Origin of the sequence: Spirosoma foliorum, assembly GCF_014117325.1 — a bacterium.
Taxonomy (GTDB): domain Bacteria; phylum Bacteroidota; class Bacteroidia; order Cytophagales; family Spirosomataceae; genus Spirosoma; species Spirosoma foliorum.
In genome coordinates, this window is the sequence record NZ_CP059732.1 from 2,768,601 (window position 1) to 2,793,525 (window position 24,925).

21 protein-coding genes and 1 tRNA gene are annotated in these 24,925 nt (G+C 44.4%); 14 read left to right on the top strand and 8 right to left on the bottom strand.

All coding sequences use genetic code 11. The annotated features are described in order from the left end of the window. Positions 1-69: 69 nt before the first annotated feature. A complete protein-coding gene (locus tag H3H32_RS11620) occupies positions 70-1,842 on the top strand; it encodes a hypothetical protein (RefSeq protein WP_182462863.1) in 1,773 nt (590 codons plus the stop codon). 161 nt (positions 1,843-2,003) lie between these two features. Here H3H32_RS11620 and H3H32_RS11625 read toward each other — a convergent pair whose 3' ends face one another. Next, on the bottom strand, positions 2,004-2,570 hold the full coding sequence (locus H3H32_RS11625; protein WP_182462864.1) for an outer membrane beta-barrel protein: 567 nt from the start codon (positions 2,568-2,570) through the stop codon (positions 2,004-2,006). A gap of 341 nt (positions 2,571-2,911) precedes the next feature. Between H3H32_RS11625 and H3H32_RS11630 the strand changes: the two genes are divergently transcribed. The 4 genes from H3H32_RS11630 to H3H32_RS11645 all read left to right on the top strand — a co-directional run bounded on the left by H3H32_RS11630 (position 2,912) and on the right by H3H32_RS11645 (position 7,568). Continuing rightward, positions 2,912-4,141: a GTP-binding protein gene (locus H3H32_RS11630; RefSeq protein ID WP_182462865.1), complete on the top strand. Its 1,230-nt coding sequence runs from the start codon at positions 2,912-2,914 to the stop codon at positions 4,139-4,141. Positions 4,142-4,373: 232 nt separating this feature from the next. After that, complete coding sequence (locus H3H32_RS11635) at positions 4,374-5,279, top strand: NAD(P)/FAD-dependent oxidoreductase (RefSeq protein ID WP_182462866.1); 906 nt, start codon at positions 4,374-4,376, stop codon at positions 5,277-5,279. A 363-nt stretch (positions 5,280-5,642) separates the two neighbouring features. Then, entirely contained in the window at positions 5,643-6,305 is a 663-nt protein-coding gene (locus H3H32_RS11640; RefSeq protein WP_182462867.1) for an outer membrane beta-barrel protein, read from the top strand. A 651-nt stretch (positions 6,306-6,956) separates the two neighbouring features. Next, the gene (locus H3H32_RS11645; RefSeq protein ID WP_182462868.1) at positions 6,957-7,568 is read left to right on the top strand and encodes a hypothetical protein; all 612 of its coding nucleotides are present in this window, start codon (positions 6,957-6,959) and stop codon (positions 7,566-7,568) included. 103 nt (positions 7,569-7,671) lie between these two features. Here H3H32_RS11645 and H3H32_RS11650 read toward each other — a convergent pair whose 3' ends face one another. The 3 genes from H3H32_RS11650 to H3H32_RS11660 all read right to left on the bottom strand — a co-directional run bounded on the left by H3H32_RS11650 (position 7,672) and on the right by H3H32_RS11660 (position 10,976). Continuing rightward, positions 7,672-8,466: a DUF2290 domain-containing protein gene (locus H3H32_RS11650; RefSeq protein ID WP_182462869.1), complete on the bottom strand. Its 795-nt coding sequence runs from the start codon at positions 8,464-8,466 to the stop codon at positions 7,672-7,674. Beyond that, a complete protein-coding gene (locus tag H3H32_RS11655) occupies positions 8,459-10,678 on the bottom strand; it encodes a DEAD/DEAH box helicase (protein ID WP_182462870.1) in 2,220 nt (739 codons plus the stop codon). Before H3H32_RS11655 ends, H3H32_RS11650 begins: the two co-directional genes overlap by 8 nt. 213 nt (positions 10,679-10,891) lie before the next feature. Next, positions 10,892-10,976, bottom strand: a tRNA-Ser gene (locus H3H32_RS11660). 174 nt (positions 10,977-11,150) lie between these two features. Here H3H32_RS11660 and purL point away from each other — a divergent pair. The 6 genes from purL (at position 11,151) to H3H32_RS11690 (ending at position 17,300) form a co-directional block, all read left to right on the top strand. Continuing rightward, a complete protein-coding gene (purL, locus tag H3H32_RS11665) occupies positions 11,151-13,409 on the top strand; it encodes a phosphoribosylformylglycinamidine synthase subunit PurL (protein ID WP_182462871.1) in 2,259 nt (752 codons plus the stop codon). Between the two features lie 21 nt (positions 13,410-13,430). Continuing rightward, entirely contained in the window at positions 13,431-14,048 is a 618-nt protein-coding gene (locus H3H32_RS11670; RefSeq protein WP_182462872.1) for a Uma2 family endonuclease, read from the top strand. 20 nt (positions 14,049-14,068) lie between these two features. Further along, on the top strand, positions 14,069-14,869 hold the full coding sequence (locus tag H3H32_RS11675) for an inositol monophosphatase family protein (protein WP_182462873.1): 801 nt from the start codon (positions 14,069-14,071) through the stop codon (positions 14,867-14,869). 216 nt (positions 14,870-15,085) lie between these two features. Further along, positions 15,086-15,634, top strand: coding sequence for a YfiT family bacillithiol transferase (locus H3H32_RS11680; RefSeq protein ID WP_182462874.1), 549 nt, complete (start codon positions 15,086-15,088; stop codon positions 15,632-15,634). A gap of 65 nt (positions 15,635-15,699) precedes the next feature. Further along, a complete protein-coding gene (locus H3H32_RS11685; RefSeq protein ID WP_182462875.1) occupies positions 15,700-15,861 on the top strand; it encodes a FeoB-associated Cys-rich membrane protein in 162 nt (53 codons plus the stop codon). A 29-nt stretch (positions 15,862-15,890) separates the two neighbouring features. Then, positions 15,891-17,300: a DUF4403 family protein gene (locus H3H32_RS11690; protein ID WP_309547154.1), complete on the top strand. Its 1,410-nt coding sequence runs from the start codon at positions 15,891-15,893 to the stop codon at positions 17,298-17,300. On the opposite strand, the gene H3H32_RS11695 is transcribed toward H3H32_RS11690, so the two are convergent. Further along, complete coding sequence (locus tag H3H32_RS11695; RefSeq protein ID WP_182464319.1) at positions 17,253-17,900, bottom strand: DNA-3-methyladenine glycosylase family protein; 648 nt, start codon at positions 17,898-17,900, stop codon at positions 17,253-17,255. The two genes, H3H32_RS11690 and H3H32_RS11695, sit on opposite strands and share 48 nt — an antisense overlap. A gap of 360 nt (positions 17,901-18,260) precedes the next feature. Here H3H32_RS11695 and H3H32_RS11700 point away from each other — a divergent pair, with 360 nt between their 5' ends. Continuing rightward, positions 18,261-19,193, top strand: a complete 933-nt coding sequence (locus H3H32_RS11700) for an alpha/beta hydrolase (protein WP_182462876.1) — start codon at positions 18,261-18,263, stop codon at positions 19,191-19,193. 224 nt (positions 19,194-19,417) lie between these two features. Here H3H32_RS11700 and H3H32_RS11705 read toward each other — a convergent pair whose 3' ends face one another. Then, positions 19,418-20,605 (bottom strand): hypothetical protein, encoded by a 1,188-nt coding sequence (locus H3H32_RS11705; RefSeq protein ID WP_182462877.1) that lies wholly within the window; start codon positions 20,603-20,605, stop codon positions 19,418-19,420. A 104-nt stretch (positions 20,606-20,709) separates the two neighbouring features. On the opposite strand from H3H32_RS11705, the gene corA reads away from it, so the two are divergent. Next, positions 20,710-21,834 (top strand): magnesium/cobalt transporter CorA, encoded by a 1,125-nt coding sequence (corA, locus tag H3H32_RS11710; protein WP_182462878.1) that lies wholly within the window; start codon positions 20,710-20,712, stop codon positions 21,832-21,834. A gap of 80 nt (positions 21,835-21,914) precedes the next feature. Beyond that, positions 21,915-24,431 (top strand): bifunctional UDP-N-acetylmuramoyl-tripeptide:D-alanyl-D-alanine ligase/alanine racemase, encoded by a 2,517-nt coding sequence (locus H3H32_RS11715; RefSeq protein ID WP_182462879.1) that lies wholly within the window; start codon positions 21,915-21,917, stop codon positions 24,429-24,431. Between the two features lie 123 nt (positions 24,432-24,554). Here the strand turns inward: H3H32_RS11715 and H3H32_RS38230 are convergent, their stop codons facing one another. Both H3H32_RS38230 and H3H32_RS11725 read right to left on the bottom strand, forming a co-directional pair. Beyond that, positions 24,555-24,767, bottom strand: a complete 213-nt coding sequence (locus H3H32_RS38230) for a SpoIIAA family protein (protein ID WP_182464320.1) — start codon at positions 24,765-24,767, stop codon at positions 24,555-24,557. Beyond that, a complete protein-coding gene (locus H3H32_RS11725) occupies positions 24,719-24,913 on the bottom strand; it encodes a SpoIIAA family protein (protein ID WP_182462880.1) in 195 nt (64 codons plus the stop codon). Before H3H32_RS11725 ends, H3H32_RS38230 begins: the two co-directional genes overlap by 49 nt. Positions 24,914-24,925: the final 12 nt, after the last annotated feature.

A 24,925-nucleotide genomic window follows, 5' to 3' on the forward strand; every position in this document is an offset into this window, starting at 1 on the left:
ATGAGCGAAAGAGTGAGTTAGCCGAATGGTTTTCGCTCATTCACTCTTTCGTTCTTTCACTCTTTCATTATGGAAACCATTTCGAGAAAGTCTTTTTTACAACAATGCTTGCGTGCTGGGGCGTTGGTCAGTCTATCGCCAGCGGTGGTAAATGCGTGGTATACCCGATCTACAGACGATGAGTTTTATCAGAAGATTGTTCTGGCTAACAATCAGGATGTCGCCAAATTACTTAAATCATTAGCACCGGAGATAACTGAAGTCCGCCGACGATCAGGGTATGAGCTGGCTAATTTAGTCGCTGCTTTTTGCGAGCCTACATCAGCCTATTATCAGAAAGAAGAACTGGTGCCTTACATGACCAAAATAATCAGTTTTTTGGTCAAAGCCCAGCATGCCGACGGTACACTCGATTTTGGCAATTTAGCTTCACCGCCCGATACCGCCTTTATTCTGGAGCCGCTTTGTGCAGCGGGAACAATCCTGAAGACCAACAATACCGCTTCGCTGAACGAGGTTAAAGCATTACTAAAAGAATTTATTTTTAAAGCAGGGGAGGCCCTTCGACTCGGGGGCGTTCACACACCTAATCACCGTTGGGTGGTATCGGCAGCACTGGCAAAGATCAATTCGTTGTTTCCGAATCCGGCTTATGTGAAACGGATCAATGAGTGGCTATCGGAGGGTGTTTATTGTGACAAAGACGGCAACTACTTAGAGCGGAGCATGAACTACTCAGCAGTGATTGACCGATCATTGATCACGATTGGTCGGTTGCTCAAGATGCCATCCTTGTTTGAACCCGTTCGTAAAAACCTTCGGCTGGTTTATTATCATTCGGAGCCTAATGGTGAGTTAGTTACCGTCGATTCGCGCCGACAGGATCAGTATGCGCCGATCAATATCCTGTACTTTTACCACGACTTTTACTATCTGGCTATTCAGGATAACAACCCTGAATTTGCGGCCATTACCAAGTACATCGAAACACTAAACGGATTCGACAGTCGAGTGCTGAATGATTTACTCGTCTATTTCCTGGAAGATCCACTCTATAAAAAGCCACTACCCACGCCTAAAGCGCCATCGGTGAACTTTGAGAAGTTCTTTCCCGAAACCAATCTGGTCCGAATCCGACGGAGTGATATCACCACGACTATTTTCGGCGGCACCGACTTCCCGATCATCATTGCGTCCGGTCGGTCTAATAGCCCCAACTTTTTTGCGTACCGAAAAGGAGAGGCTATTCTGAAATACATGCGCTTTTCCACCGATTTCTTCAGCACAGGTTATTTTCATAGTCAAGGCATCACGAAATCGGGGAACGCCTATGTGCTACACCAAAAAATAGAAGCGCCTTATTATCAGCCTTTACCTGCCAAATTTAAGCGGCCGGATGGGAATTATAAGCACGCGCAAAGTACCGACGGTAGGTTCTGGAACAAGATGGATTTCGAACATAGGCCACAGAGTAACATCAATACGCTGGAAACCATTATTCGTGTCGAGGAGAAAAATGGCTCGAATGAATTGACGTTTTCGTCCAAAGGCACAGATGGCGTACACGTGGTCATTGAGTTCTGCTTCAAAGAAGGCGGCAACCTGACGGGCCTGAAAAAACTGGATACGCTTTCGGATAGCTACACCCTGGAAAGCGGCCAGGGTGAGTACAGTTTCGGGAATAACGCAATAAAATTTGGGCCAGGTATCTTTAAGCATGCCAAACTTACGGGTCTTGAAGGTGAGCTATATAGCTCTCATTTTGGCAGTCTGCGAACAGAGGGTATGCACGTTTTCTTCACCGGAATCACGCCCTTTGAGCATAAAATTACGATTGGTTAGACGTACACTGAGAAAATAGACTAATCTCTATTTCGGCTGTACTCCCTGTATTTTCGAACGAGGCTTAACTCAAGATTACCAGCGGCAGTCTTGAGTTAAGCCTCGTTTTATTAGCTGAATGGTAAGGCCGAAGTGTTTAGTTAATAGCCACTATCGTAACCTTATTTCAATCGATAATTAATGCCAATACTCGCTTGCCAACGGTTATATGCTGGGGTTAAGTAAGAAGACTCTAACCAACTTCGTTCAGCGGTTGCCTCCAAAGACCAGCGTTTTCCTAATCTGTAATGGGCACCTAAACCCGCATTTGTTTGCCAATTGTTATTCCGAATTCCATTCATAGAGGCAAAGGGATCTATTGGATCGTATTTGTCATATTTGCTCTGACCGTAAGTTGCGCCAAGCTGAGCAAAGAGTGCGAACCGATTTCCCCGCAAGAAGTAGTACCGGGTCGATAATCCAGCACCCAAATAGGTAAAGGGATAAAACGAGTTCGATGTTAGGTAACGCCCCTCTAGAGCCACCGACCAGCCATCCGCAAGGAAATACTGGATTCTGGGTACGTAATACGTTGTTGTTGAGGAGCTTCCTTTGTAGCCTTGTCCAAGGGAGAAACCCACATTCACATGCCCTTTTCCCAATAAATCATTCTGGTGCTTATTAGGAGCCATCTGAGTAAATCCGAGTAAGGGTAAGAAAAGACCGAATAGTAATACACAACGTTTCATGTTGATCATGTTTGGTTTCATTTAGAGATGTTGGCCTGATCGAATAGGTTGTAAACGAGTATGGCTTTTAGGCTTTTTTAACGGCTGTGCTGGCAAGAGCAACTGTTGAAGAGTTTGCCTGGAACTAAGGCTGTTGTAGGGAGAAAATATGAACCCAGTTAGGGCTGGTTGCTGGCGGCTTTTTATTGCAACGTTGTTGCAATAAAAAGCCGCCTTCGCTTGGATTGCGTCGGTAATATTTTCATTTTTGCAACATTGTTGCATTTTGGTGCATAATAAAGATTGCTGTGTGCTTCTGGGTAGGACCATTGGGCAATCTTAAGACTTAATCGATCCGTCTGATGAAAAAATTACCTGTAACGGTGCTAAGTGGCTTTCTGGGCGCGGGCAAAACCACCTTATTGAATCATGTACTGCACAATAAGCAGGGATTGAAAGTTGCTGTGATTGTCAACGACATGAGCGAAGTAAACGTGGATGCTCAACTGGTTAAAGGCCAAAATACGTTGTCGCGAACGGAAGAAAAGTTAGTGGAGATGTCGAATGGGTGTATCTGCTGCACGTTGCGTGAAGACCTGATGCTGGAAGTCGAGAAGCTGGCTCTCGAAAATCGGTTTGATTATTTGCTCATCGAATCGTCCGGAATTTCGGAACCCCTGCCCGTTGCGCAAACCTTCACGTTTCAGCCTGAAGAAGGGCAGGGAATCGACTTGTCTCGGTTTGCGCGATTGGATACGCTCGTAACGGTCGTGGATGCGCTCAATTTTGGTCGTGATTTTGGTTCAATAGAAAATGTCTATCAGCGGACTCTAAACCAGAACGCCGATCAGGCCGATCCTGCCGATACACGCACAATTGTCAATCTCCTGACCGATCAGATCGAGTTTGCGAACGTGATCATTCTGAACAAAACGGATTTAATAAGTCGCCACGAGTTGGGTGAACTCAAGGCAATTCTACAGAAGCTGAATCCGGGGGCTCAACTTATCGAATCGGAGTTCTCAAAAGTCGATTCTGCACAGATTTTAAATACATACCGCTTCGATTTTGACGAGGTTTCGCAGTCGGCGGGTTGGATTCAGGAGCTGCAAAATCACAAAAATGGACAAGCCCACACGCCCGAAACCGAAGAGTATGGTATTTCGTCCTTTGTGTTTCGCGACCCTCGTCCATTTCATCCGAACCGCTTTTGGAATTATTTGAGTGAGTCTTTTCCAGCGGGTATCCTACGGAGCAAAGGGTTATTCTGGCTGGCCTCGCGTCCAAACGATGCGCTGAATTTTAGCCAGGCTGGTGGTAGCCTTCGAGCCGAAGCGGCAGGTGTTTGGTGGGCCTCCATGCCGTTTGCCCAACGAAGCCAGTACGGGGCTTTTCTAGAAAATCAGAAAGCCATCGAAGCACGCTGGCACAAACGATTTGGTGATCGGCAAAACGAACTGGTCATCATCGGACAGGACCTGGATCAGGCAATCATTAAGGCCGAATTGCAGGCGTGCCTTTGTACTGAGTTGGAACTCAAACACATGGAGAGTCGGGGTGCTTTTAAAGACCCGTTTCCTGTTTGGGAGTAAGGTCGTTTAAACTTTCTTATTTCTGTTGAATTTGAATTGCACTTTTTGTCATTCCGACGCCAGGAGGAATCTTAAAGTCTCTTATTAGTCAAACTTGAGATTCCTCCTGGCGTCGGAATGACAAAAATGAGTCCATATTTTTTAGCAAAAAGTTCAAATGGTATAAATGTTAAGTTTTTGATAATCAAAGGAAATTATCAAAAAATCACAAAAACAATAAGCCGTAGTTTGTATGAAAAGTGAACCGGAATTTGATGTCATTATTATTGGAGGAAGCTATGCGGGTTTATCGGCCGCTATGGCGTTGGGAAGGTCCATTCGTACGGTGCTGATCATCGACGATGGCCAGCCCTGCAATAAGCAAACGCCACATTCACATAATCTGATTACGCAGGACGGCGAGACACCAGCGGCCATTGCCGAAAAAGCGCGGCAGCAGGTGCTGGCTTATCCAACCGTTCAGTTGAAAGAAGGGTTGGTTGTTTCGGTGACGGGCGTTTCAAATCAATTTGAGGTAGTGACGGGAGCAAACCAACGATTTACAGCCCGGAAAATCCTGTTTGCTACGGGCTTACGTGACCAGCTCCCATCGTTACCCGGCTTTTCGGATTGTTGGGGAATTTCGGTCATTCACTGCCCTTTTTGCCACGGTTACGAATACCGGGACCAGCGCACGGGCATTTTGATGAACGGAGACGCTGGCGTTGAAATGAGCCTATTTATCCGTAACTGGTCGCCTAACCTAACCCTGTTTACGAATGGAAAATCGACGCTTACGGAAGAGCAGCATCAGCAACTGACTGATCGATCGATTCCGATTGTAGAAAAAGAGATTCAACAAATCCGTCATGAAGGCGGGTATGTAAACGCGCTCGTGTTTGCGGATGGCACGGAGCAGAGTCTGGACGCCTTGTATGCTCGGCCTCCTTTTGAGCAACAGACAGATATTCCTAAACGGCTGGGCTGTACTTTCACTGAACAGGGTCTTATTCAGGTTGATGACTTGAGTCGTACCACTGTGCCGGGTGTATATGCGGCAGGCGACAACAGTACGATGATGCGGGCGGTGGCCGCGGCTATTGCTGCCGGAACCAAAGCGGGTGCCATGCTGAGCCGGGAGCTGATATTAAGTAGATGATCATAAAACGCCCAATGTGATGAAGCCACAGGGGAGTGGTAAACCCGGTCCAGCCAATAGGCGAATGTAACTAAGCCAATCATGAGCCCTATGGGATGACTCATGTTCTTAGTAGATACATTATTTAACGTTAATTCGGGCTTCACTGCCTTTGTTTTGGTCCGACGACGCTACATTGTGAAAATCAGCACTAAAACGAAAAAGGCAAGTTTAAAATAACCCAGATAAGAGAGATAGCTGGCTCAAATCCTCTCTTCACCAGAGCGGTCTAGTTTTTACAACCTTTCTGCCAAAAATAAACTCCGTTAGATTGGAGCTCTCACTCGCTTTTAATAACAGCAACCCTTTCTACTCCCTCCATTTATGAAAACTCTGTTTATCACGTTAGTTGCCTTCAGTTTAGGGTTCACGAGCTTAAAAGCACAGGAGAATTCATTGGCGACGGCAAGTCCGTTCAAATTAGGTGTGTTGGCTGGCTTTACCTATACGAGTTCGCTTTCAACTTATCAAGATATTAAGCCTCTGGCTGGCTTTTTAGCTGGGATTGATGTTCAGTACTCTTTGCCAAATCATGCGTCGTTACATCTCCAGCCATCCTGGACCCAGGCCAAGTCTCAGTCTAACCATGTTACGCTAAATATTAGCACGTTTAAAGCCCCCTTACTGTATCGGCAGTATATCTCCCCTAATCGGAAACTGTTTTTTGCTCAAGCGGGATTGAGCTACAATTATCTGACTAACAGTATCATGCGTAGACAGTGGGATATTGTCTGTTTTGCCGCCCCCTGCCCAAATACAGGACCGGATACCCCGTCTTCAAACAAGTCTGCGGTGAGTGGAATTGCAGGTATTGGCTATACTATTGAATTGGAAAAAATTAGCATTCCGATTACGTTACAATATGAACGGTACCTTAATAATTACGAATTTCCTAATTATGACATACTTAACCCATCGCAGAGTATTGGCGAACCAATGCAAGTAAAGTTTGAGAGTTTTTCGCTCACGACGGGCATTAATTTTTGATTTTGCCAGCCCAGGATGTGCCCGTGATACTATCTGGCGCTATGGAGATCGCCGTGGGTCTAGTGCCCATTAGTTTAGTCCAGATTATGCAGGACTCTTCGTTGGACGAAGTCCCAACGAGCCGAACGCTGTGGATCGCGTGTATACTACCAAAAGATTTGCCTACACTGCAATGGCAAGTACAAAAGTATCCGGATGGATTCGGCCTTCTGCTGCTATCGTTGTGCTAAGGCAGCACGAAGATTAAAGTTGAAAATGATTAGTAGAAATTAATTTATCGGAGAAAGCTTTTTTTAGAGCTTTCTCCGATAAATCAGCAATATTAGATAATTATAAAAATATGAAAGATTAAGAAGTAAGTATTTGAAAATCAGAGATTTGGTAGTGTTAAGTCAAGACCTAATTAGGACGTTAAAAGGCAAGACTGTGTCAAAAAAGGATACAATTTTATTCTTTGGTGTCATTGTAAAGTGCTGATAATCAATGGACTTTATTTCTTAGGATATCAATATTAATTTACTTAGTCAAAAAAAAAATATACTTATAATGCTGAAGTACTATCATAGTTAGTATTTAAATTGCATTGACTATTTAGAAAGATTTATTATTATTAATATCCTGTTTAACTCCGAAGAAAACATAATTTTAAGCATGAAAATTTGGGTATTTATTGAAGGAAAAGAGAATGAAGAACCATTCCAAGTTGATTTTATTCCGCAACAGGTAGTAAATACTCCTAACTTATTTATTCTACTTTATAATCTAGAAACATATAGATATTTAGGAGATGAAGCCAATGTAAAAACAGCAGCTTTTAAGGAGTTTCATTTAACAAAAATGCACCATGTTATTTATGGGACATTTAAATACGAAAACGAAATATATGATGCCCAAGTTGGATGTTATTTAAGGAGGAATGGTGTTCAAGGGTTTGAACAATTATTATTTAATAACTATCCAATAGATAAATTTTTTAAAGGTGCCCCACTCGAGCCAGATATTGATAACAGAGAAATATTAATTATTGACTTAGATGATTTTAATCATGCAAGAAGCTTAATTGGTCATGAGGCAATGAATTTTAGAGAATATTTAACCAAAAGATTAATAGGCTATAGGGGAGGTAAAAATGGATTGACTATTTTTGACGATACATCGCTTTTTAATGTTATTGATGACAGCCTAGATTCTTCAAGTTTTATTACTTCAAAGGGATTAGAAGTTTTTTTAGAAGAACAATTAAATCGAGATAGAAATATATAAATATTGTACTTAAGATAGATGTAAGTTCTTTCAACTATAATACTTAAAATAAATGATTTCAATATTTTAAGTGTTATAGTTGAAATTATGATATTTAAATAAATTACTTTAATGTTTTAAAAATATTATTTTCTTTGAAATTATCAATGAGAATTGAATAACGTTTCCCAAGAATAAAGTGCTTTTTATAGTCATATTTAATTAAATTATCATAGTCATCTTTTAGGAATGATTTAAATACTAAATCGAAAAATAGAAATGGATCTAACACTCTATCTATAGGAAACCTGATAGATTTTACAGCACCAAATTGGAGCTCACATTTTTGGTGGGTTGTTACAGCATAATCATAATCCATTCGAAAATGAGAATAATTTGTATTTTTATATATTTTATCGAAAAGTAAACCCCTCAAAGTATCTGGCTCCCAATTATACCCATATTTCTTTTCAAAATTTATCTTTGCATTATCAATTTGGGAGTGAATATTAAATCCAAACTCATCGGACATACATAAGTATAAATCATAATAATACTGTTTTAAATTATCATCTTCAGTATTATCAAATAAATCTTCATAATCATTTAACGATTGTTTTAATAAGACAGGGTAAGGATAGTAGCAAAGCTTAACTTCTTTTAGCATACTTTTGCCATCCAAAGCTCCAAAGTTATAATAGCATTGTATAAAGCTTTTATCAGAAAAAAGAAAAGAGTACTGTCTTAACTTTAATAAGTATTCATATTCTCTTGCATAGAGAAATTTATGTGAACCGGGCTTGTAGTCGGGCCAACTAATTGTATTGTTATTTCTTATATAATTTGTTTCTAAAATAAAATCTGAAAAGATATTGTTGATTTTAGAAAGCCTGTCAAGTACAAAATCTAAATCATTCATCTAAAATTTTCTTTATCTCTTCAGCAAAATTTGGATTGTTTTTTATTGTCTCTAAAAGAATTGCCCGATAAGCATCATCATTTAACTTGCTATCAATGTCTTTTTGATAAGTATCTAATTGCTTATCGGAAGTCATCATTATCTTGATTGAATTTGTATACTCAACAGCGTCAGGAAAAGTAAATTTGAATTGAGGGTAATTATTTAATATGCCCGAGAGTTCTTCATTAATTCTACTATCATATAAATTCGATGTGATATAACACCAGCCCCTAGATCTTGTAACAGAAACAAAAAAAGCGTTTCTATATCTGAAAGTAAAGTCGTTAATTGTTTTATTAGCACTAATTACAAATACTATGTTTGACTCATTACCTTTAGCCCTAAATGCAGTTGTCAATGTAACCCTACCAAGTTCCTTGAATTGGCTGTTATCTTCAATAAATCCGGGAGTTATACACTTAATTCCAAGTGTATTTAAGTGTGATCTTATATATTTCAGATCTTGATCTGAATCTTTAGTGTCTAAGGTAATAACTATAATTTCATCTGGTTCAACCTGTTCAATTTTAATTAAATGTTCAATTTCTTTTATTACATAATCATGCTCATCCTTTTTATTATGAAATGATTTTATTTGTATAAGTTCCTTTTCATTATGATAATGTGTTCGTAACAACTTCTCTAAAATATTCCTACTATTATTTTCTGGACGTTCTATAATTAAATTATCATTTTTATCGAATTTTGGCTTATCTGGAGAAATAATTTTATATCCTCTAGCTTCCCATGTTTTCTTGTCAGGCATTGGGATTTTAGATTTTTGCGAATATAAACCTAAACCGACTCCGTGAGCTATTAACAAGTTGACACGTGGATTTCTATAAGAATTTGGTAAAATAAAATCTTTTTGAATGCCACCACTGTATTCTCCCTCGAGTGTACTACTTGGTAAGTTTGGTTTGCCATCACTATCTATTCCAAATAATTCTTCAGGCTCTCTTATCCTTAGTTCTTTAAGAGTTTGAAATTCATCATAAGCCCATACAATTCTTTTCTCCTTTTTTGTCAAAAGAAAAATCACTTCAAAAAAAGCTGGAGAAAAATCCTGAGCTTCATCTATTAAAACCAAATCATATTTTGGTTTTATTTTATCTTTATGGAATTTTAATAAATCCTCAAAAATAGCATTGTTGGGGTCAGGCAAATGTTTTACATCAAAAAATGTTTTTGGAGTAATACCTATATCTTCACAAACATCAGAATAAATCCCTCTAATATTTTTACCACCCCATGCATGCCTTATTTGTAATTTATCAGGATTGTAAGTTTTTTTAGTCTCCCAAACATAATAATCTTGAATATGTTTCTGTATTTGAGAATACATACTAAGATTATTAAATGCGAAAAGTATTTTAAAATCTTCTAAGGTTTTATGTGCATTAGCTGCTTTCATGCAAAGAATAATAGTTTTTCCTGTACCAGCTAATCCTCTAATTCTTTGTGGGCCAGACGGTATTTGCATAGCAACAGCTCGCTGAGTTGAATCAAGCTTCCATGTATGATCTAATGATATTTTAATGAAATCGTTTTTTGTTAATGGCTCAAGTAATATTTTATCTTTTCTAGTTTTTTTATAAACAATAGTGCCATCGATTAAAGAATCAATAATATCTAATTTTTCCTCCTCAAGAGAGTAGCCGCCAATAGTAAAAATCTCATTCAAAGACTGTGTGTAATTATCATGGAAGATTAATTCACTTGATAAATTATTGCTTCCTTTCTGGAGATTATTAATCTCATGAGATTTATTAGATATTAATACAATATATTTTCTAATATCAAATTTAAGTGTGCCTTCCTTGCGATTATAAAGTTTTGGTTCACTTGAAACACGGCTAATGATTTGTTGATAATAATTATTCAATAATATATCAGGAGAATATATAAATCCATTAGTTGTTTTCCAAAATTCGTCATCTTCTTCAGATAAATCAGTTACCGTTTCGTCAACAACTTGGAATAAAATAATCCCAAACGAATTAGATCTTATTATAAAGCTTGGGATTTCATCTAAATCTGTTATTCCTAATGAAGGATTTTGATAACTAAGTATACCTTCATGATCTTTAGTGTATTCAACCAAAGTATCCCACATGTTTTGCTCAAAAGGCTTTCCTTTTATATCTAATGAACCTGCCAATAATTGCATTGAGAAGCTTTGTTTATTAAGACTATTATTAATGAAATAATCTCTGGTCAAAAAAAACTAAAATAAAATATGGTAACGCTATATTTTATTTAGCTTATTTACGTAGTATGAAATTTGCAAATAGTATGCAAATTAATGCGGATACATATTCAGATGTATAAAACGAAAAAAGCTGCTAAATAACTAATATTCAGCAGCTTTTAGGTTCTTTTGCAGAGAGAGAGGGATTCGAACCCCCGGACCTGTTACAGTCAGTGGTTTTCAAGACCACCGCAATCGACCACTCTGCCATCTCTCTTTCTGGGTGCAAATATACGAGCGTTTTGATATTTGTCAACTCCCTGAAGCCCATTTTCAGGCAAAAAGTCTAATTTTGTCTCATCGTTTTAAAGAGCGAAAGAGCGAAAGAGTGAATGAGCGTCCCAAAACGCCTATTTAGTCGCTCTTTCACTCTTTCACTCTTTCGCCATTTATGGATACAATCGAATCGCTACCCTCGCTTGAAACTGCCCAAAAATTGGGCCTGTTGCCAGAAGAATTTGATCGGATTGCCGAAATTTTAGGACGTCGGCCCAATTTTACGGAACTGAGTATCTTCTCCGTGATGTGGTCGGAACACTGTTCCTATAAGAACTCTATCGTCTGGTTAAAAACGCTCCCGCGTGACTCCGATCGGATGTTGGCCAAAGCTGGAGAAGAAAATGCTGGCCTGGTCGACATTGGCGATGGGCTGGCTTGTTCATTCAAGATTGAGTCGCACAACCACCCGTCAGCGCTGGAACCGTATCAAGGAGCAGCTACGGGGGTGGGCGGTATCAATCGCGACATTTTTACGATGGGGGCGCGACCCATTGCCCAACTCAACTCACTTCGCTTCGGCGATCTGTCGTTGGCCAAAACCAAGCGGCTGCTGCGTGGTGTCGTAAAAGGCATTGGCGATTACGGTAACGCTTTCGGTATCCCAACGGTGGGCGGAGAACTGTTTTTCGATGAGTGCTATAATACGAATCCGCTGGTTAATGCCTTCTCGGCTGGTATTGTTGAAGTAGGCAAATCAGCGAAAGCGACGTCGTATGGCGTTGGTAACCCTGTATTTATTGTTGGCTCGGCTACCGGTAAAGATGGTATTCACGGTGCTACGTTTGCATCGGAAGATATCTCGGCCGCTTCGACCGATAAGTTACCAGCGGTGCAGGTAGGTGATCCATTTATGGAGAAACTGCTTCTCGAAGCCTCGCTCGAAATTATCGAAACGGGTTATGTGATTGGTATTCAGGATATGGGTGCTGCGGGCATCATCTGTTCCACCTCCGAAATGAGTGCGAAGGGTGAGCACGGTATGATTATCGACCTCGATAAAGTGCCAACGCGCCAACCGAATATGGCACCGTTTGAGATTCTACTGTCAGAATCGCAGGAGCGGATGCTGGTGGTGATCGAGAAAGGAAAAGAACACATCATTCAGGAGATTTTCGATAAGTGGGATTTGAATTGCGCGCAGATCGGTGAGGTAACCCCAAAAGGTGAAAACGATCTTGGTCGCCTGCATTTCTACCGCTATGGTGAACTGGTAGCCGATGTGCCAGCCTACGACCTTGTGTTAGGGGGAGGTGCTCCCCAATACCATCGTGAATACAAAGAACCCGCTTACATCAAGGAGTTTGCCAAGTTCAAAATTGACGATGTAGACGACATTGATACGGATGAGATCAAAAAGGTCGCTGTACATCTGTTATCACATCCGAATATCTGCTCGCGGAAATGGGTGTATGAACAATATGATTCGATGGTTGGTACCGCCAACCGTAGTACCAATGCGCCTTCAGATGCCGCCGTTGTACGGGTGAAAGGGCCTGGACTGCCTGCTACCAATAAGTCGATTGTAATCACGGTTGACTGCAATAGCCGCTATGTGAATGCGAACCCACGTCAGGGGGCTATGATCGCTGTAGCCGAGGCCTGCCGCAATATTGTTTGCTCTGGCGGTGAACCGCTAGCAGTTACCAACAACCTGAACTTCGGTAATCCGTATGTGCCGGAAGTTTACTGGCATTTTGTAGAGGCTGTTCAAGGCATGGGCGAAGCTTGCCGCCGATTCAGTACCCCGGTTACGGGTGGTAATGTGAGTTTCTACAACCAAAGCTCCGATCATGGACCTGTATTCCCAACGCCTACTATCGGGATGCTGGGCTTGATGGAAAATCCGGATCACCGAATGACGTTGAACTTTAAAAACGAAGGCGATCTGATTTATCTGGTCGGTCCGTCGGAAGATGATATTTCGTCGTCGGAATACCTGTATTCGTACCGGGGCATCAAGGCATCACCCGCGCCGTCGTTTGATTTTGATACGGAGTGGCGGACCCAGGAAGGTATTAAAACCATGAATCGCCACGGCTGGCTGCAGTCGGCGCACGACGTATCGGATGGTGGTCTGTTCGTAACGCTGGCCGAATCGGCAATGGCGGGAAATACCGGCTTCCAGATTCATCCGGATACCCGGCACCGTATGGATGCGTTCCTGTTTGGCGAGAGCCAAAGTCGGGTTATAATCTCGATTTCGCCCGATCATCAGCAACATGTAGAGGGATATCTTAATGATAGCGTAATCCCCTTCCTGCTATTAGGTACAGTAACAACCGATACCTTTGCCATCGACGAAACACCGATTCTGACTCTGGCTGATGCGAAGTTGTTGTACGACAACGCGTTGGGTGAAATAATGAAGTAAACGTTTAATCCTGATTTAGCTATGCTTGCCGATCAGACTAAACAATCACACCGTTATACGATTGACGAATACCTCGCTTTTGAAGAGAAAAGCGAGGTACGTCATGAGTTTTATAATGGCGAAATTTACGCCATGGCTGGCGGGACGGTGAATCATAACCTGCTCATTGATAATGTAAAAGACTTGTTAAAGGCAAGCACAAAGAGTAGGGGTTGTCGCGTATTCTCCGAAAATATGAAAGTGGATGTCATGTCTGGCATCTACATGCCTTATCCAGATGTTGTATTGACTTGCCATCCCTTTGACTTACGGGGTGATAATTTAATTATTCGGCAGCCCCGCATTTTAGTCGAAGTATTGTCTAAATCTACGGCGAAAAAAGACAGGGGTTTTAAATGGCAGAAATACCGCAAAATCCCATCACTCTGGTATTATATGCTGATCGATCAATATGCTGTTACGGTCGAACTATACAGCCGGATTGAAGAAACGGCCGAATGGATCAATACAATTTATGAATCTCTGGAAGATACGATCGTTTTACCTCGGCTTAATGCTGAATTGAGCGTTAGCGCCATCTATGATGGGATTGAATTAATACCATCAGACGACGATATTCCAACAGAAGAACGCTCCTAAATCTCCTCAAAACAGGAAATATGCCTTACAACTTAGCCGTGCTTACCCGCGAAATAGCTGCCATTGCCAAAGATGCTGGTGCGTTTCTTTTACAGGAACGAAGCCGATTTCAGCGCGAATCCATTGAATATAAAGGACTAAACAACCTGGTTTCCTACGTCGACAAGGAAACTGAAAAGCAGCTCGTCACCCGATTGAGCCAACTGCTCCCCGAAGCTGGTTTTATTACCGAAGAAGGGACAACGGGCCAGGAGGCTGACAAAGAAGCCCTAAACTGGATTATTGACCCGCTCGATGGAACGGCTAACTTTATTCATAGCCTGCCTGTGTTTTCGGTGAGCATTGGGCTGGCGCAGGGGAAAACGCCTATTGCCGGAGTTGTCTACGATCCTAACCGCGATGAGTGTTTTTCGGCCTGGAAAGGCGGAGGGGCTTATTGCAACGGGAACAAGATTTCGGTGTCGCCCGCTACGCAGCTAGGCGAGAGCTTAATTGCGACCGGGTTTCCATACTACCATTTCGATCAGATGCAGAAATACCTGCGCATTCTGGAATCGCTCATGACCCAAACACATGGGCTACGTCGGATGGGATCTGCGGCCATCGATCTGGCGTATGTGGCCTGTGGTCGCTTTGAGGCATTTTACGAGTACAATCTGAACTCCTGGGATATGGCCGCGGGCGTATTACTCATTCAGGAAGCCGGTGGAATCGTGACCGATTTTGAAGGAGGTGACGAATTCCTGTTCCGGGGCGATGTACTGGCTGGCTGTGGTGTCCACCCTGAAGTGATTAAGGTTATTCAGGAATTTTGGACGTAATGGCTCAAACAGTCCCTGGCTGTTTGTATCAACCGCTATCCCTTGGCCTGTGTCCTCACAGGCCAAGGAAATAGTGATCAATTAAGAATTTTGGAAAAATTCATTTCGGTCTAACTGGACTAGCTATAGTTTGCAAATCGGATGAGTTGGCTAGTCCGAAATGATGCCATATTTGTGGTCAGTGTTGCAGATTACCTACCATAAGCTACTAAGACGATGCAGGATATTGAAGCCCTCCGTTTCCCGATTGGCGATTTTGTCTATGGCCAATCGTTTACCGACGATGACACCAAACAGCACATTGCCGTTATTGACGAACTACCCGTAAAACTGACCGAGTCAGTTGGGAAGTGGGGCGACGATCGGCTCGATACCCCTTATCGGCCTGGCGGCTGGACCGTCCGGCAACTGGTTCATCATGTGGCCGATAGCCATATGAATGCCTATGTTCGGACAAAACTCGCGTTGACCGAATTGAACCCGACGATCAGCCCCTACGAAGAAGGCGAATGGGCGAAATTACCAGATTCTGAATTGCCAATTGCTCCATCGCTTGTTCTGCTGAAAAGCCTGCATCTACGCTGGGTAACGATTCTTGAGTCACTCACAGACGCCGATCTGCAACGGACATATTATCATCCCGGTAGCCAGCGCACCTTTGCGATTCGTGAAGTTATTGCCCTTTACGCCTGGCATAGTGAACATCACTACCAGCACGCGTTTCGGCTCGCCGAACGGAACGGTTGGGAGGAAAAATATGTATGATGTATGATATAGGATGTATAATTGATAGCCTGTCATACATCATATATACTACATCATACATACTTATGCAGGAGCTCATCATTTTTCTCGTTTTTGCCGCTGCGTTGGCCTATTTAGGTCGGCGGATGTACGGGAGTTTTTCGAAGAAACAGGCGGGTTGTGGTAAAGGCTGCGGGTGCGCTACGGATGCAAAGACCATGTTGCATACTACCGAAAAGCGGATATAATTATTGCTAGCTAACATTTTAGTATTCCGATGGTTCTTGTAGCAATGAATGCTCAACGGATCATCGGCTTTTTTATAATACTGACCATCGGAATTGGACTCGATGGTTGTAAACGTGTACGCCCTGAAGCTCCCGCTGCCGAAGCATTCGAACCGCCGATAATTGATCCCGTATCCTATATGGCGGGGAAATTGACCTTCAACATTCGTGACCTGGAGCGAAAAGTAAACAAAGGACTATCGACCACGCTGGTTTCAGAGCAAACATTTGAGGGGCGAAAAGGGGAGGCCTGGCGACTCCGGGTAGAACGTACCGGACCCGTACAGATTCGCTACGAAAATCGGCGGGTGTTTTTTTCGGCTCCTTTGCAGGTCTGGTATAGCAATCCCATTGGTCTCCGGAAAAGTGCCAATCGTAAAAGCCGACCATTGTGCGCGCTGGCTGTTAATTTTACCAGTCCTGTTGGCGTAGGGCCAAACTGGCGATTACTCACAAAGGCTCGCTTCGAAGATTATCACTGGACTCAGGAGCCTCAGGTGCGATTGCTTGGGGTAAAAATTAGCGTAAAAAAGATCGCCGAAAGCATTCTGGATAAACGTAAGGCCGATATTGAGCAGGCCATCGATAAAGCTGTTCATCACGGCCTGCGTCTGGATAAGGAGGTTGGAAAAATCTGGCGGGATATGCAAAAACCGCTTCGAATTGCCAAGGTGCCCGAAAACATATGGCTACTGCCGAAGCCATTTAGCATTTCCACCGCCCCAGTGTATGGAAATACCAAACAGATCATTGTGCCGATTCAGATTGCCTTTAGGGTCGATACCCGTTTGGGACCGAAACCCGTACTTGATAGTCTGGAACAACTGCCCAAGCTTCTACGTCGAAAAGAAGTGCCAGAAGCGTCTCGGCTGGAAGTGCTGGCTTTTATTCCTTATGCTGATGTGAGTCAGGTGTTGGCCCGGACTTTGGAAAAGCAGAAATTAAACCTGATGGGCGGGAACATAACGGTTAAAAATACAAGCATTTACGGAAGTGGTAAGAAGCTGATTCTGAAAGCCGATGTGGGAGGAACAGTACACGGAACGCTCTATTTTCATGGTACACCCGCCTATGATACGCTCACCAATACCCTGCGCATTCAGAATGTAGATTTCGATGTGGAGACAAAGGAACGCTTATTCTCCACCGCCGACTGGTTACTGCATGACCACTTGCGGGATACCATTCAGGCGGCCATGGTGGTACCTCTAAGACAGCCCATTTCAACTATACCCCAAAAAATAGAAACGGCCTTTGCCCGAGCGAAAGTCGGGCAGAAAACCGATCTCGATATTGATACCTTTAAGCTGGTTCCCCAGCGAATTTTGGTCCAACCCAAAGGCGTTCAGATTCTAATCAAGGTAGAATCCAAAGTAGCGGTCAAAGTGAAGAGGTTTTGACGCTCTGAGCGTCAAAACAGGTTTCCAGCGCCATAAATACCGGCTGGCTGTCGTGCGATGCGGTCGCCAGGCGTCGGCAATCTGGTGCAGCACTTTATATAAGGCCTTTCCTGTCAGGTCTTTTGTTTGTTCCGGGTAAGCCTGAATCATCCGTTGGCGAATGATCAAGTCATTGATCGGGAAAATATCAGGTCGTCCAAGCACGAACATAAGCACCATCTCCACCGTCCAGCGACCAACGCCTTTGATCGGAAGTAAGTATTGAACGATTTCTTCATCGGTCATGGCGTCGAGGTGTATTCTGTCTAAGGGATTTCTGACGGCGAACTCTGCAACACTTTGTACGTACTTGATTTTCTGGAATGATAACCCAGCACTCCGCAACTCGTCGGTCGTTTTTGCTAACAGCGCATTGGCTTCGGGGAAATTATCGGGGAATAAGGCACGGAAACGGGCAAAAATAGCATCGGCAGCCTTAGTTGAAATCTGCTGAGCAACAATACTTTCGAGTAACGCAAGGTATACACGGTCAGCCGCCTGGGTATCGGCATAATCATTGAAAATTTTAGGAAAAGGCGTCTCGGCTATCAGACGAGCCATGATAACGTCTTTCTGTAAGTGGGTAATGGCTAAATCCTCCAAAGTTTGCAACGGGTAGGTTTTCGGCCAGCTGGCTTTCGTATGAAAGGGTGATGCGGCAATAGATTAACAAGCGTTGGGAGCTGTAAATTTCTTAGCCTGTAACTTATTTTCAACCTTTCTTCCTGAATTACAAAACAGAATTTTAACACTGAGGTTGTTTAAACTTTTGTTTTAATAGCGTTTTGTCATCCCGACGCAGGAGGGATCTTCGGTAAAGGATAATTTTAGGGGATCACCCGAAGATCCCTCCTGCGTCGGGATGACAGAAACACACCGATTAGTACTTGATTTTAGAAAGTTTAAACAGCTTCACTGATTATGAATCCTCTGTCGACGCGAAAAATAAGTCTAGTTGCCCTGGCCGGTTTATTACTGCTGACCACCGTGTGCCGGGCGCAAAGGCCAAATCCTGTCAAGGCGATTTTTCCACCGGATACCCGCTTTATTGCGAACGTCGCCTATGCGGGCGATACCTTGAAACGACATTTACTGGATATTTACCTGCCTGCCACAGCTGGCACCAACCCGCCATTAGTGGTCTGGGTGCATGGTGGCGCGTGGATGCTCAACGACAAGTATGCCGATATGAGCTACATGAAAAACACCGTTCGATCGATATTAGAAAAAGGATACGCCTTTGCGTCGATCGACTATCGGTATAGCACAACGGCTCCGTTTCCGGCTCAGATTCAGGACTGTAATCAAGCACTGGAGTTTTTATATCAGAATGCCGCCAAGTATGGTTTCGACCGAAACCGGATCGCCTTAATTGGTTTTTCGGCAGGTGGCCATCTGGCATCATTGCTGGCGTTGTCCAATAACAGTACACATCCTGACTTTTACGTCAACAGGAAAAAGCCATCATTTCGTATTAAAACCGTTGTCGATTTCTACGGCCCAGCCGATCTGCTGGCCGTTATCCGTCGGGATGCACCACTGGCCGATACGGCGGTTGCTACATCCGAAAGTCGGTTATTGGGTGCATCGCCTTTGCGCCGTCCTGATCTGGCGAAGATTGCCAGTCCTGTCACCTATGTAGATAAAAATGACCCGCCTTTTCTGATTATTCAAGGCGAAAAAGACGAGTCGGTACCAGCGGCTCAATCGGTGTTGTTCAGCTCCTGGCTAACGCTTGCCCAGGTTAAAAATCGGCTGATCATTGTGCCAGGGGCACCCCATTACGGCACCATGTTCGATAGCGATTTCAACCAAAAGGCTATTTTCGAGTGGTTGGATACCTATTTGAAGTAAGGAGTAATGACTAAAGAGTGAATTATGGAGGATTTACGAATAGAATTATACTAGTTTTTTGTCATCCCGACGTCAGGAGGGATCTTCGGTAGATAACCAGTTGCCGAAGATCCCTCCTGACGTCGGGATGACAAAAAACAATATTATAAATAACTGACAATCAGTTAATAATTTCAGATTCTATCCATTATTCACGTTAACTTAAGAATGAACCTCTTAAGTTATTACTCCTTTTTGTACTTGGTGAACAATCGCCGGACCACGTCTCCTGCCAGTTCATCGCGCATGCTATCGTAGAGTTGCCAGCGAGAGGGCGAAAAGGCGCTCGCCGTTTTCAGGGATTGGCCATTCAGGGCACGATCGTCACCGCTGAACGTCTGCCATTCGGTATTCCAACTGCGACTTTCCCAAACAGGCTCTTCCCACAACACATTGCCCGATTTTGTGTCAATGGCCCGCATACGGAGATCCAGGTTCGCCGTTATTTCGCGACGGTAGGTGGTCAACGTACCCGATACTTTTTCTTTAATGTCGACTTTGGTTGAGTCGTTGATTTTCTTTTCGCCGACTTTATACTCCTGAGTGCTATAAACGGTTGTCGACGACGATGAATTGCTTTCGCGAAAGGGGGAATAACCTGTCACGACCATCTGAATTGCCTGATGAATGGGGAAGCCATCACCAGCCGATTCGACGGGTGGGTATAGTTTTACGAACGGCGAGGGCGTTGTGTTTCGATCCAGCTCCCGCAGAATCAGCTGTTGTAGCTCCTCATTTTCGCGCGGATGAATTTCGCGGGTTTCGCTTAGGGGCTCAACTACCACGCGGAGAATGGCGAAAGGGAGCGCATCAGCCGCTTTGGCACGAGCCTGCCGGTAATCTGATACCCATTCATCTGCTTTTTGATAGTGCAGATACGCGTCTTTAGCGGCCAAACGATTCTCTTTTCCGTATACAATCGCCTGTTCTGCCGCTTCATAGCGGTCGGCAGCTGCCAGTTCGCGGGTGTCTTTCTGGCGGTCTTGATAGGATGCTGGATAAGCCGCCAACCATTCTGCACAGTTTTCACAACTACCCGGTTTGGCGAATCCACGGCGAGCATTGTCGGTGAGTGTTTGTAGCTGCTCATATTCCCGATACACAGCTTCCCACCGGAATGGCTCGCTGGAATTGGGGGCAGATAACTTCAGAATGGTGGTCTGGTGCTGTTCATACGCTTGTACAAAGGCCTGTTCTAGAACCTGTGCCGCCGTCGTGTGTCCCCGTTTACCCAAACCGGGTCGTTGTTGTAGGCGCTTTGAGGCTTTCTGAACGGCCAGATCGAATTTATTCCGGTTTAGCGCCGTTTTTCCGCTGCTGCAGGCGGTGAGCAAAACGACTGTTGTCAATAAGGAAAAGAGGAATCGGAACATGGCGTTAAAATACGTTTTTTTGAACTTTTGACAACGCGCCGTGTAGTTGGTTTATCTTTGATTCCAAAATGGATTCGTCCGTTGGATTGCCTAGCTGCTAAATTATGTCGAAGCACAAACGGTACCGTTCTGCCGAGAAAACCCTGGGAGCCTCGCCCGGTACGTTGACCTACGTTGGTGAGGAAATTGAACACGCTACCAAGATTAAACGCATTGAATACAATGCCACCGATTATCGCATCGACGAGAGCAGCAAGCTAAGTGCCTGTCGGCTGCCCGGTCTCACCACGCCGTACATCAACTGGATTGATGTGGATGGTATTCACGAACCCAAAGTAGTGGCGGCCCTGGGCAATCAGTACCATCTGCACCCTTTGTTGCTGGAGGATGTGCTCAATACGGAACAGAAACCCAAGATCGATATCTACGACGGAACCGCTTCCGTGAATGGAAATGGCGTCGATCAATCGGCGAGACCGGTGGTGTATGTAACCCTGAAAATGCTGCATCACAACCGGCAGCGTCAGGAAATCGATGTCGAGCACGTTAGTTTGGTTTTGGGACCAAACTACCTGATTTCATTTCAGGAGGAGCGGACGAAGGATATTTTTGAACCCGTTATCGAGCGAATAAAAGCTTCTTCGGGCAAAACCCGCCGAAATGGGGCCGATTACCTGCTGTATGCGCTAATGGACGTAATTGTGGATCACTATTTCCTGATTACGGAGCGGATTGGGGATAAGATGGATGAACTCGAAGAGCAGATTGTGGAAGAACGGGCGACTCAACAGACCCTGGCCACCCTCTATAAACTCAAGCGCGAATTATCCTTCATTCGGCGTACGGTTTATCCGGTACGCGACATCATTAATACGTTACTTCGCGAAGAATCGGACGTGATCCAGCACAATACCCAGCCGTATCTGCGCGATCTGGCCGACCATACCAATCAGGTGATTGAAACGTTGGAGTCTTACCGAGAGCTTATTTCGGGGCTAATGGATGTTTATTATTCCATTGTGAGTAATCGGATGAACTCGGTCATGAAAACGCTCACGATTTTTTCAGCGATTTTTATGCCGCTTACGTTCATCGTGGGCGTGTATGGTATGAATTTTAAATACATGCCTGAACTGGACACGAAGTACGGCTATTTTGTTGTACTAGGTATAATGGCGTTCGTAACAGTAGGAATGATTGTTTACTTCCGCCGACGGGGGTGGATGTAATGAATTGATCTCGTCCGTTTAAACCTATAAGCCGGAACGCCGGAGCGGTCTTTGACCTTATGGGTTTGTAATCAAGTACCATGAAAACGAAGAATTTAGAATTAATTAACCGCCAGTGGTTTACAGATTCCCGGCAGGTAACGGGTAATACTACCGACTCGCAGCTAATCGATGCTGTTTTTTTTGCCATTCAGGGCGAACACCACGATGGCCACGAGTTCATTGGCGATTTATATCGAAAAGGTATCCGTCAGTTTGTTGTAGAACGGTCGGCTTTAACGCCCGACCGGCGAACGGAATTGATGAACTATGCCGATGCTACGATCATTGAAGTAGACAGTAGCTTGCAAACGCTTCAGGAACTGGCCGCTGAACAACGGCAAAAGGTTCATATTCCGATTATTGGGATTACCGGCAGTAATGGCAAAACCATCGTGAAAGAGTGGCTGGCTCAACTGCTCGAAGGGGGGCAAGGATCGACGGATTTCATTATTGCCAAAAGCCCCAAGAGCTACAACTCGCAATTGGGCGTACCTTTATCGGTTCACCAGCTCAACGAAAAGCATACGCTGGGTATCTTCGAAGCGGGTATTTCGAAGGCACACGAGATGCAGGCGCTGGAAACCATTATAAGACCCACGATTGGCATTTTTACAAATATTGGTACGGCCCACGATGAAGGATTCCGGACGAGAAAACAAAAAATCGCCGAGAAACTCCGGCTGTTTATTCACGCGGATACGCTCATTTACTGCGCCGATTACGCCGATATCGATGAAGAAGCTCATCTGTTGCTCAAAGCGGTCAATCCGGGCGTGCAGTTTGTAACCTGGTCGCTGACAGGGAGGTCTGCAACGTATCAGGCCACCGTGCAGGGCGATCAACTAACCTTGGCCAGCCCCGAGGCAACGCCCATTCAGCTGACATTGCCATTTACCGATCCGGCATCGATTGAGAATTTGGTACACTGTCTTGTAACCATGCTGGCCCTGCATACCTGGACAAATGAAACGTTGCAGGCACGCCTTAATCGCCTGCGACCGGTTTCGATGCGTCTGGAACAAAAGGAGGGTATAAACAACTGTGTGCTGATTGACGATTCGTACAACAACGACGTTGCCGGGTTGAAACTGGCCCTTAGTTTTCTGAATCAGCAAAATACACGCGCTCGCCGGGTTGTTATTTTGTCCGATGTATTACAGTCTGGTCAGGCGGAGACCGATTTGTATGAACAGGTGGGTGCATTGATTCGGACTAACGACGTAGGGCAGTTTGTGGGTATTGGGCCCGTAGTGAGTCGGAATGCTCATTTCTTCGCCGACAGTAGTCTGTTTTACCCGACAACGGATGCGTTTTTAGCGCAGTTTCCATTTGCCGAACTGCGCGACAGTACGGTGTTGGTGAAAGGGGCCAGACCATTCTCATTTGAGCGGATCGTAGCACGGCTGGAGCGAAAAGTACATGGCACGATCCTCGAAATAAATCTGGATGCCCTGACGCACAACCTGAACTATTACCGCGAGAAAGTCGGCTCAGATACCAAGATTATGGTCATGGTGAAGGCATTTGCCTATGGCAGTGGTAGTGCTGAAGTGGCTCAACTACTGCAATTTCACCGGGTCGACTATCTGGGTGTCGCCTATGCAGATGAAGGTATCGCTCTCCGACAAAATGGAATTGAGCTACCCATCATGGTGATGAATCCAGCCCCCGAAACCTTTGACGCCTTATTGGCTTACAACCTGGAGCCGGAAATATACAGTATGCGGCTTTTGCGGGAGTGGGGGCGTTTTGTTGCAAAGGGCAAAGGACAGGGGGCAGAGAGCAGTCTATCTACGCCTTTTGCCCAGCACTGTATCCACCTGAAAATCGACACGGGTATGCATCGGTTGGGCTTTTTGGAGGAAGAGCTGGATGAGGTGGCGAGTTATTTGAAAAGCCATTCGAATCTGCGTGTGGCTACAGTGTTCAGCCATCTGGTGGGTTCGGATGATGCCCAATTCAACTCGTTTTCGAAGCAGCAATACGAAACGTTCCTGCGCACTACAACCGCGCTTGAAGCGGCCTTGGGTTATCGGCCCACCCGTCATTTGCTGAATTCGGCAGGAATTGTACGATTTCCTGAATACAAATTCGATATGGTACGCCTGGGAATCGGTCTTTATGGCGTGGAAGCCAGTGGTATGAATCAGGATGCTTTACAAACTGTTGGTGCGCTTCGGACGGTGATTAGTCAGATTAAAACCGTTCGGGCGGGCGAGTCGATTGGCTATAGTCGCCGGGGCGTTCTGGATCATGAAGCCCGTATTGCTACCCTGGCTATCGGCTATGCAGATGGCTACGACCGCCGATTGGGAAATGGCGTTGGTCACGTTTGGGTAAACGGAACCCTGTGCCCAACCGTAGGAAATATTTGTATGGACATGACGATGGTCGATGTCACATCGGCCCTGGCTTCCGAAGGGGATGACGTACTGATTTTTGGTCCAGAGGTGCCCATCACCGACTTAGCCAAACAAATGAATACGATTCCTTACGAGATACTGACCGGCGTGAGCGAACGAGTGAAGCGGGTGTTTTTTAAAGAGGGTAATTGACCTGAACTGCATTTTTTGTCATCCCGACGCAGGAGGGATCTTATGGCTGCATAGCTCTCTAGTAAGGATGAGTTAAGATCCCTCCTGCGTCGGGATGACAAAAAATGCAGTTCAGGTTTCTTCTTACTGCGTTATCCACTGTAGAGCCTGCTCCCGTTCGGAAAAGGGAAATACTTTAATCTCCAGGCCTGGAAATAGATTTCCCACTTTGGCCAGCCAGCCTATCCAGTCTTTATCGGTAACAACAACTGCTTTCTCAAAGGCACCTAAATAAGTGGCATCGGCTTTCAGGTCTTCCCAAAAGGCCTGGGGGAAATGGAACCAATACGCACATATTCAGCATAGGCCCGTAATTTGGTTGGGTGATGGGCTACTTTGTTTTTGATCTCTTCGATCAGGGGTGTCATGTCCTGTAGGGTAATGTCGCCATCGATGCGATAGCCCAGTATGCGGTCATCGTTTAACTCAATCGTCTGAATCATGGGGCTGAATGA

Bases quoted from the DNA above. Each gene is read 5' to 3' on its own strand.
- H3H32_RS11620 (WP_182462863.1), top strand. From the start codon at position 70: ATGGAAACCATTTCGAGAAAGTCTTTTTTACAACAATGCTTGCGTGCT.
- H3H32_RS11625 (WP_182462864.1), bottom strand. From the start codon at position 2,570: ATGAAACGTTGTGTATTACTATTCGGTCTTTTCTTACCCTTACTCGGA.
- H3H32_RS11630 (WP_182462865.1), top strand. From the start codon at position 2,912: ATGAAAAAATTACCTGTAACGGTGCTAAGTGGCTTTCTGGGCGCGGGC.
- H3H32_RS11635 (WP_182462866.1), top strand. From the start codon at position 4,374: ATGAAAAGTGAACCGGAATTTGATGTCATTATTATTGGAGGAAGCTAT.
- H3H32_RS11640 (WP_182462867.1), top strand. From the start codon at position 5,643: ATGAAAACTCTGTTTATCACGTTAGTTGCCTTCAGTTTAGGGTTCACG.
- H3H32_RS11645 (WP_182462868.1), top strand. From the start codon at position 6,957: ATGAAAATTTGGGTATTTATTGAAGGAAAAGAGAATGAAGAACCATTC.
- H3H32_RS11650 (WP_182462869.1), bottom strand. From the start codon at position 8,466: ATGAATGATTTAGATTTTGTACTTGACAGGCTTTCTAAAATCAACAAT.
- H3H32_RS11655 (WP_182462870.1), bottom strand. From the start codon at position 10,678: ATGCAATTATTGGCAGGTTCATTAGATATAAAAGGAAAGCCTTTTGAG.
- purL (WP_182462871.1), top strand. From the start codon at position 11,151: ATGGATACAATCGAATCGCTACCCTCGCTTGAAACTGCCCAAAAATTG.
- H3H32_RS11670 (WP_182462872.1), top strand. From the start codon at position 13,431: ATGCTTGCCGATCAGACTAAACAATCACACCGTTATACGATTGACGAA.
- H3H32_RS11675 (WP_182462873.1), top strand. From the start codon at position 14,069: ATGCCTTACAACTTAGCCGTGCTTACCCGCGAAATAGCTGCCATTGCC.
- H3H32_RS11680 (WP_182462874.1), top strand. From the start codon at position 15,086: ATGCAGGATATTGAAGCCCTCCGTTTCCCGATTGGCGATTTTGTCTAT.
- H3H32_RS11685 (WP_182462875.1), top strand. From the start codon at position 15,700: ATGCAGGAGCTCATCATTTTTCTCGTTTTTGCCGCTGCGTTGGCCTAT.
- H3H32_RS11690 (WP_309547154.1), top strand. From the start codon at position 15,891: ATGGTTCTTGTAGCAATGAATGCTCAACGGATCATCGGCTTTTTTATA.
- H3H32_RS11695 (WP_182464319.1), bottom strand. From the start codon at position 17,900: ATGGCTCGTCTGATAGCCGAGACGCCTTTTCCTAAAATTTTCAATGAT.
- H3H32_RS11700 (WP_182462876.1), top strand. From the start codon at position 18,261: ATGAATCCTCTGTCGACGCGAAAAATAAGTCTAGTTGCCCTGGCCGGT.
- H3H32_RS11705 (WP_182462877.1), bottom strand. From the start codon at position 20,605: ATGTTCCGATTCCTCTTTTCCTTATTGACAACAGTCGTTTTGCTCACC.
- corA (WP_182462878.1), top strand. From the start codon at position 20,710: ATGTCGAAGCACAAACGGTACCGTTCTGCCGAGAAAACCCTGGGAGCC.
- H3H32_RS11715 (WP_182462879.1), top strand. From the start codon at position 21,915: ATGAAAACGAAGAATTTAGAATTAATTAACCGCCAGTGGTTTACAGAT.
- H3H32_RS11725 (WP_182462880.1), bottom strand. From the start codon at position 24,913: ATGATTCAGACGATTGAGTTAAACGATGACCGCATACTGGGCTATCGC.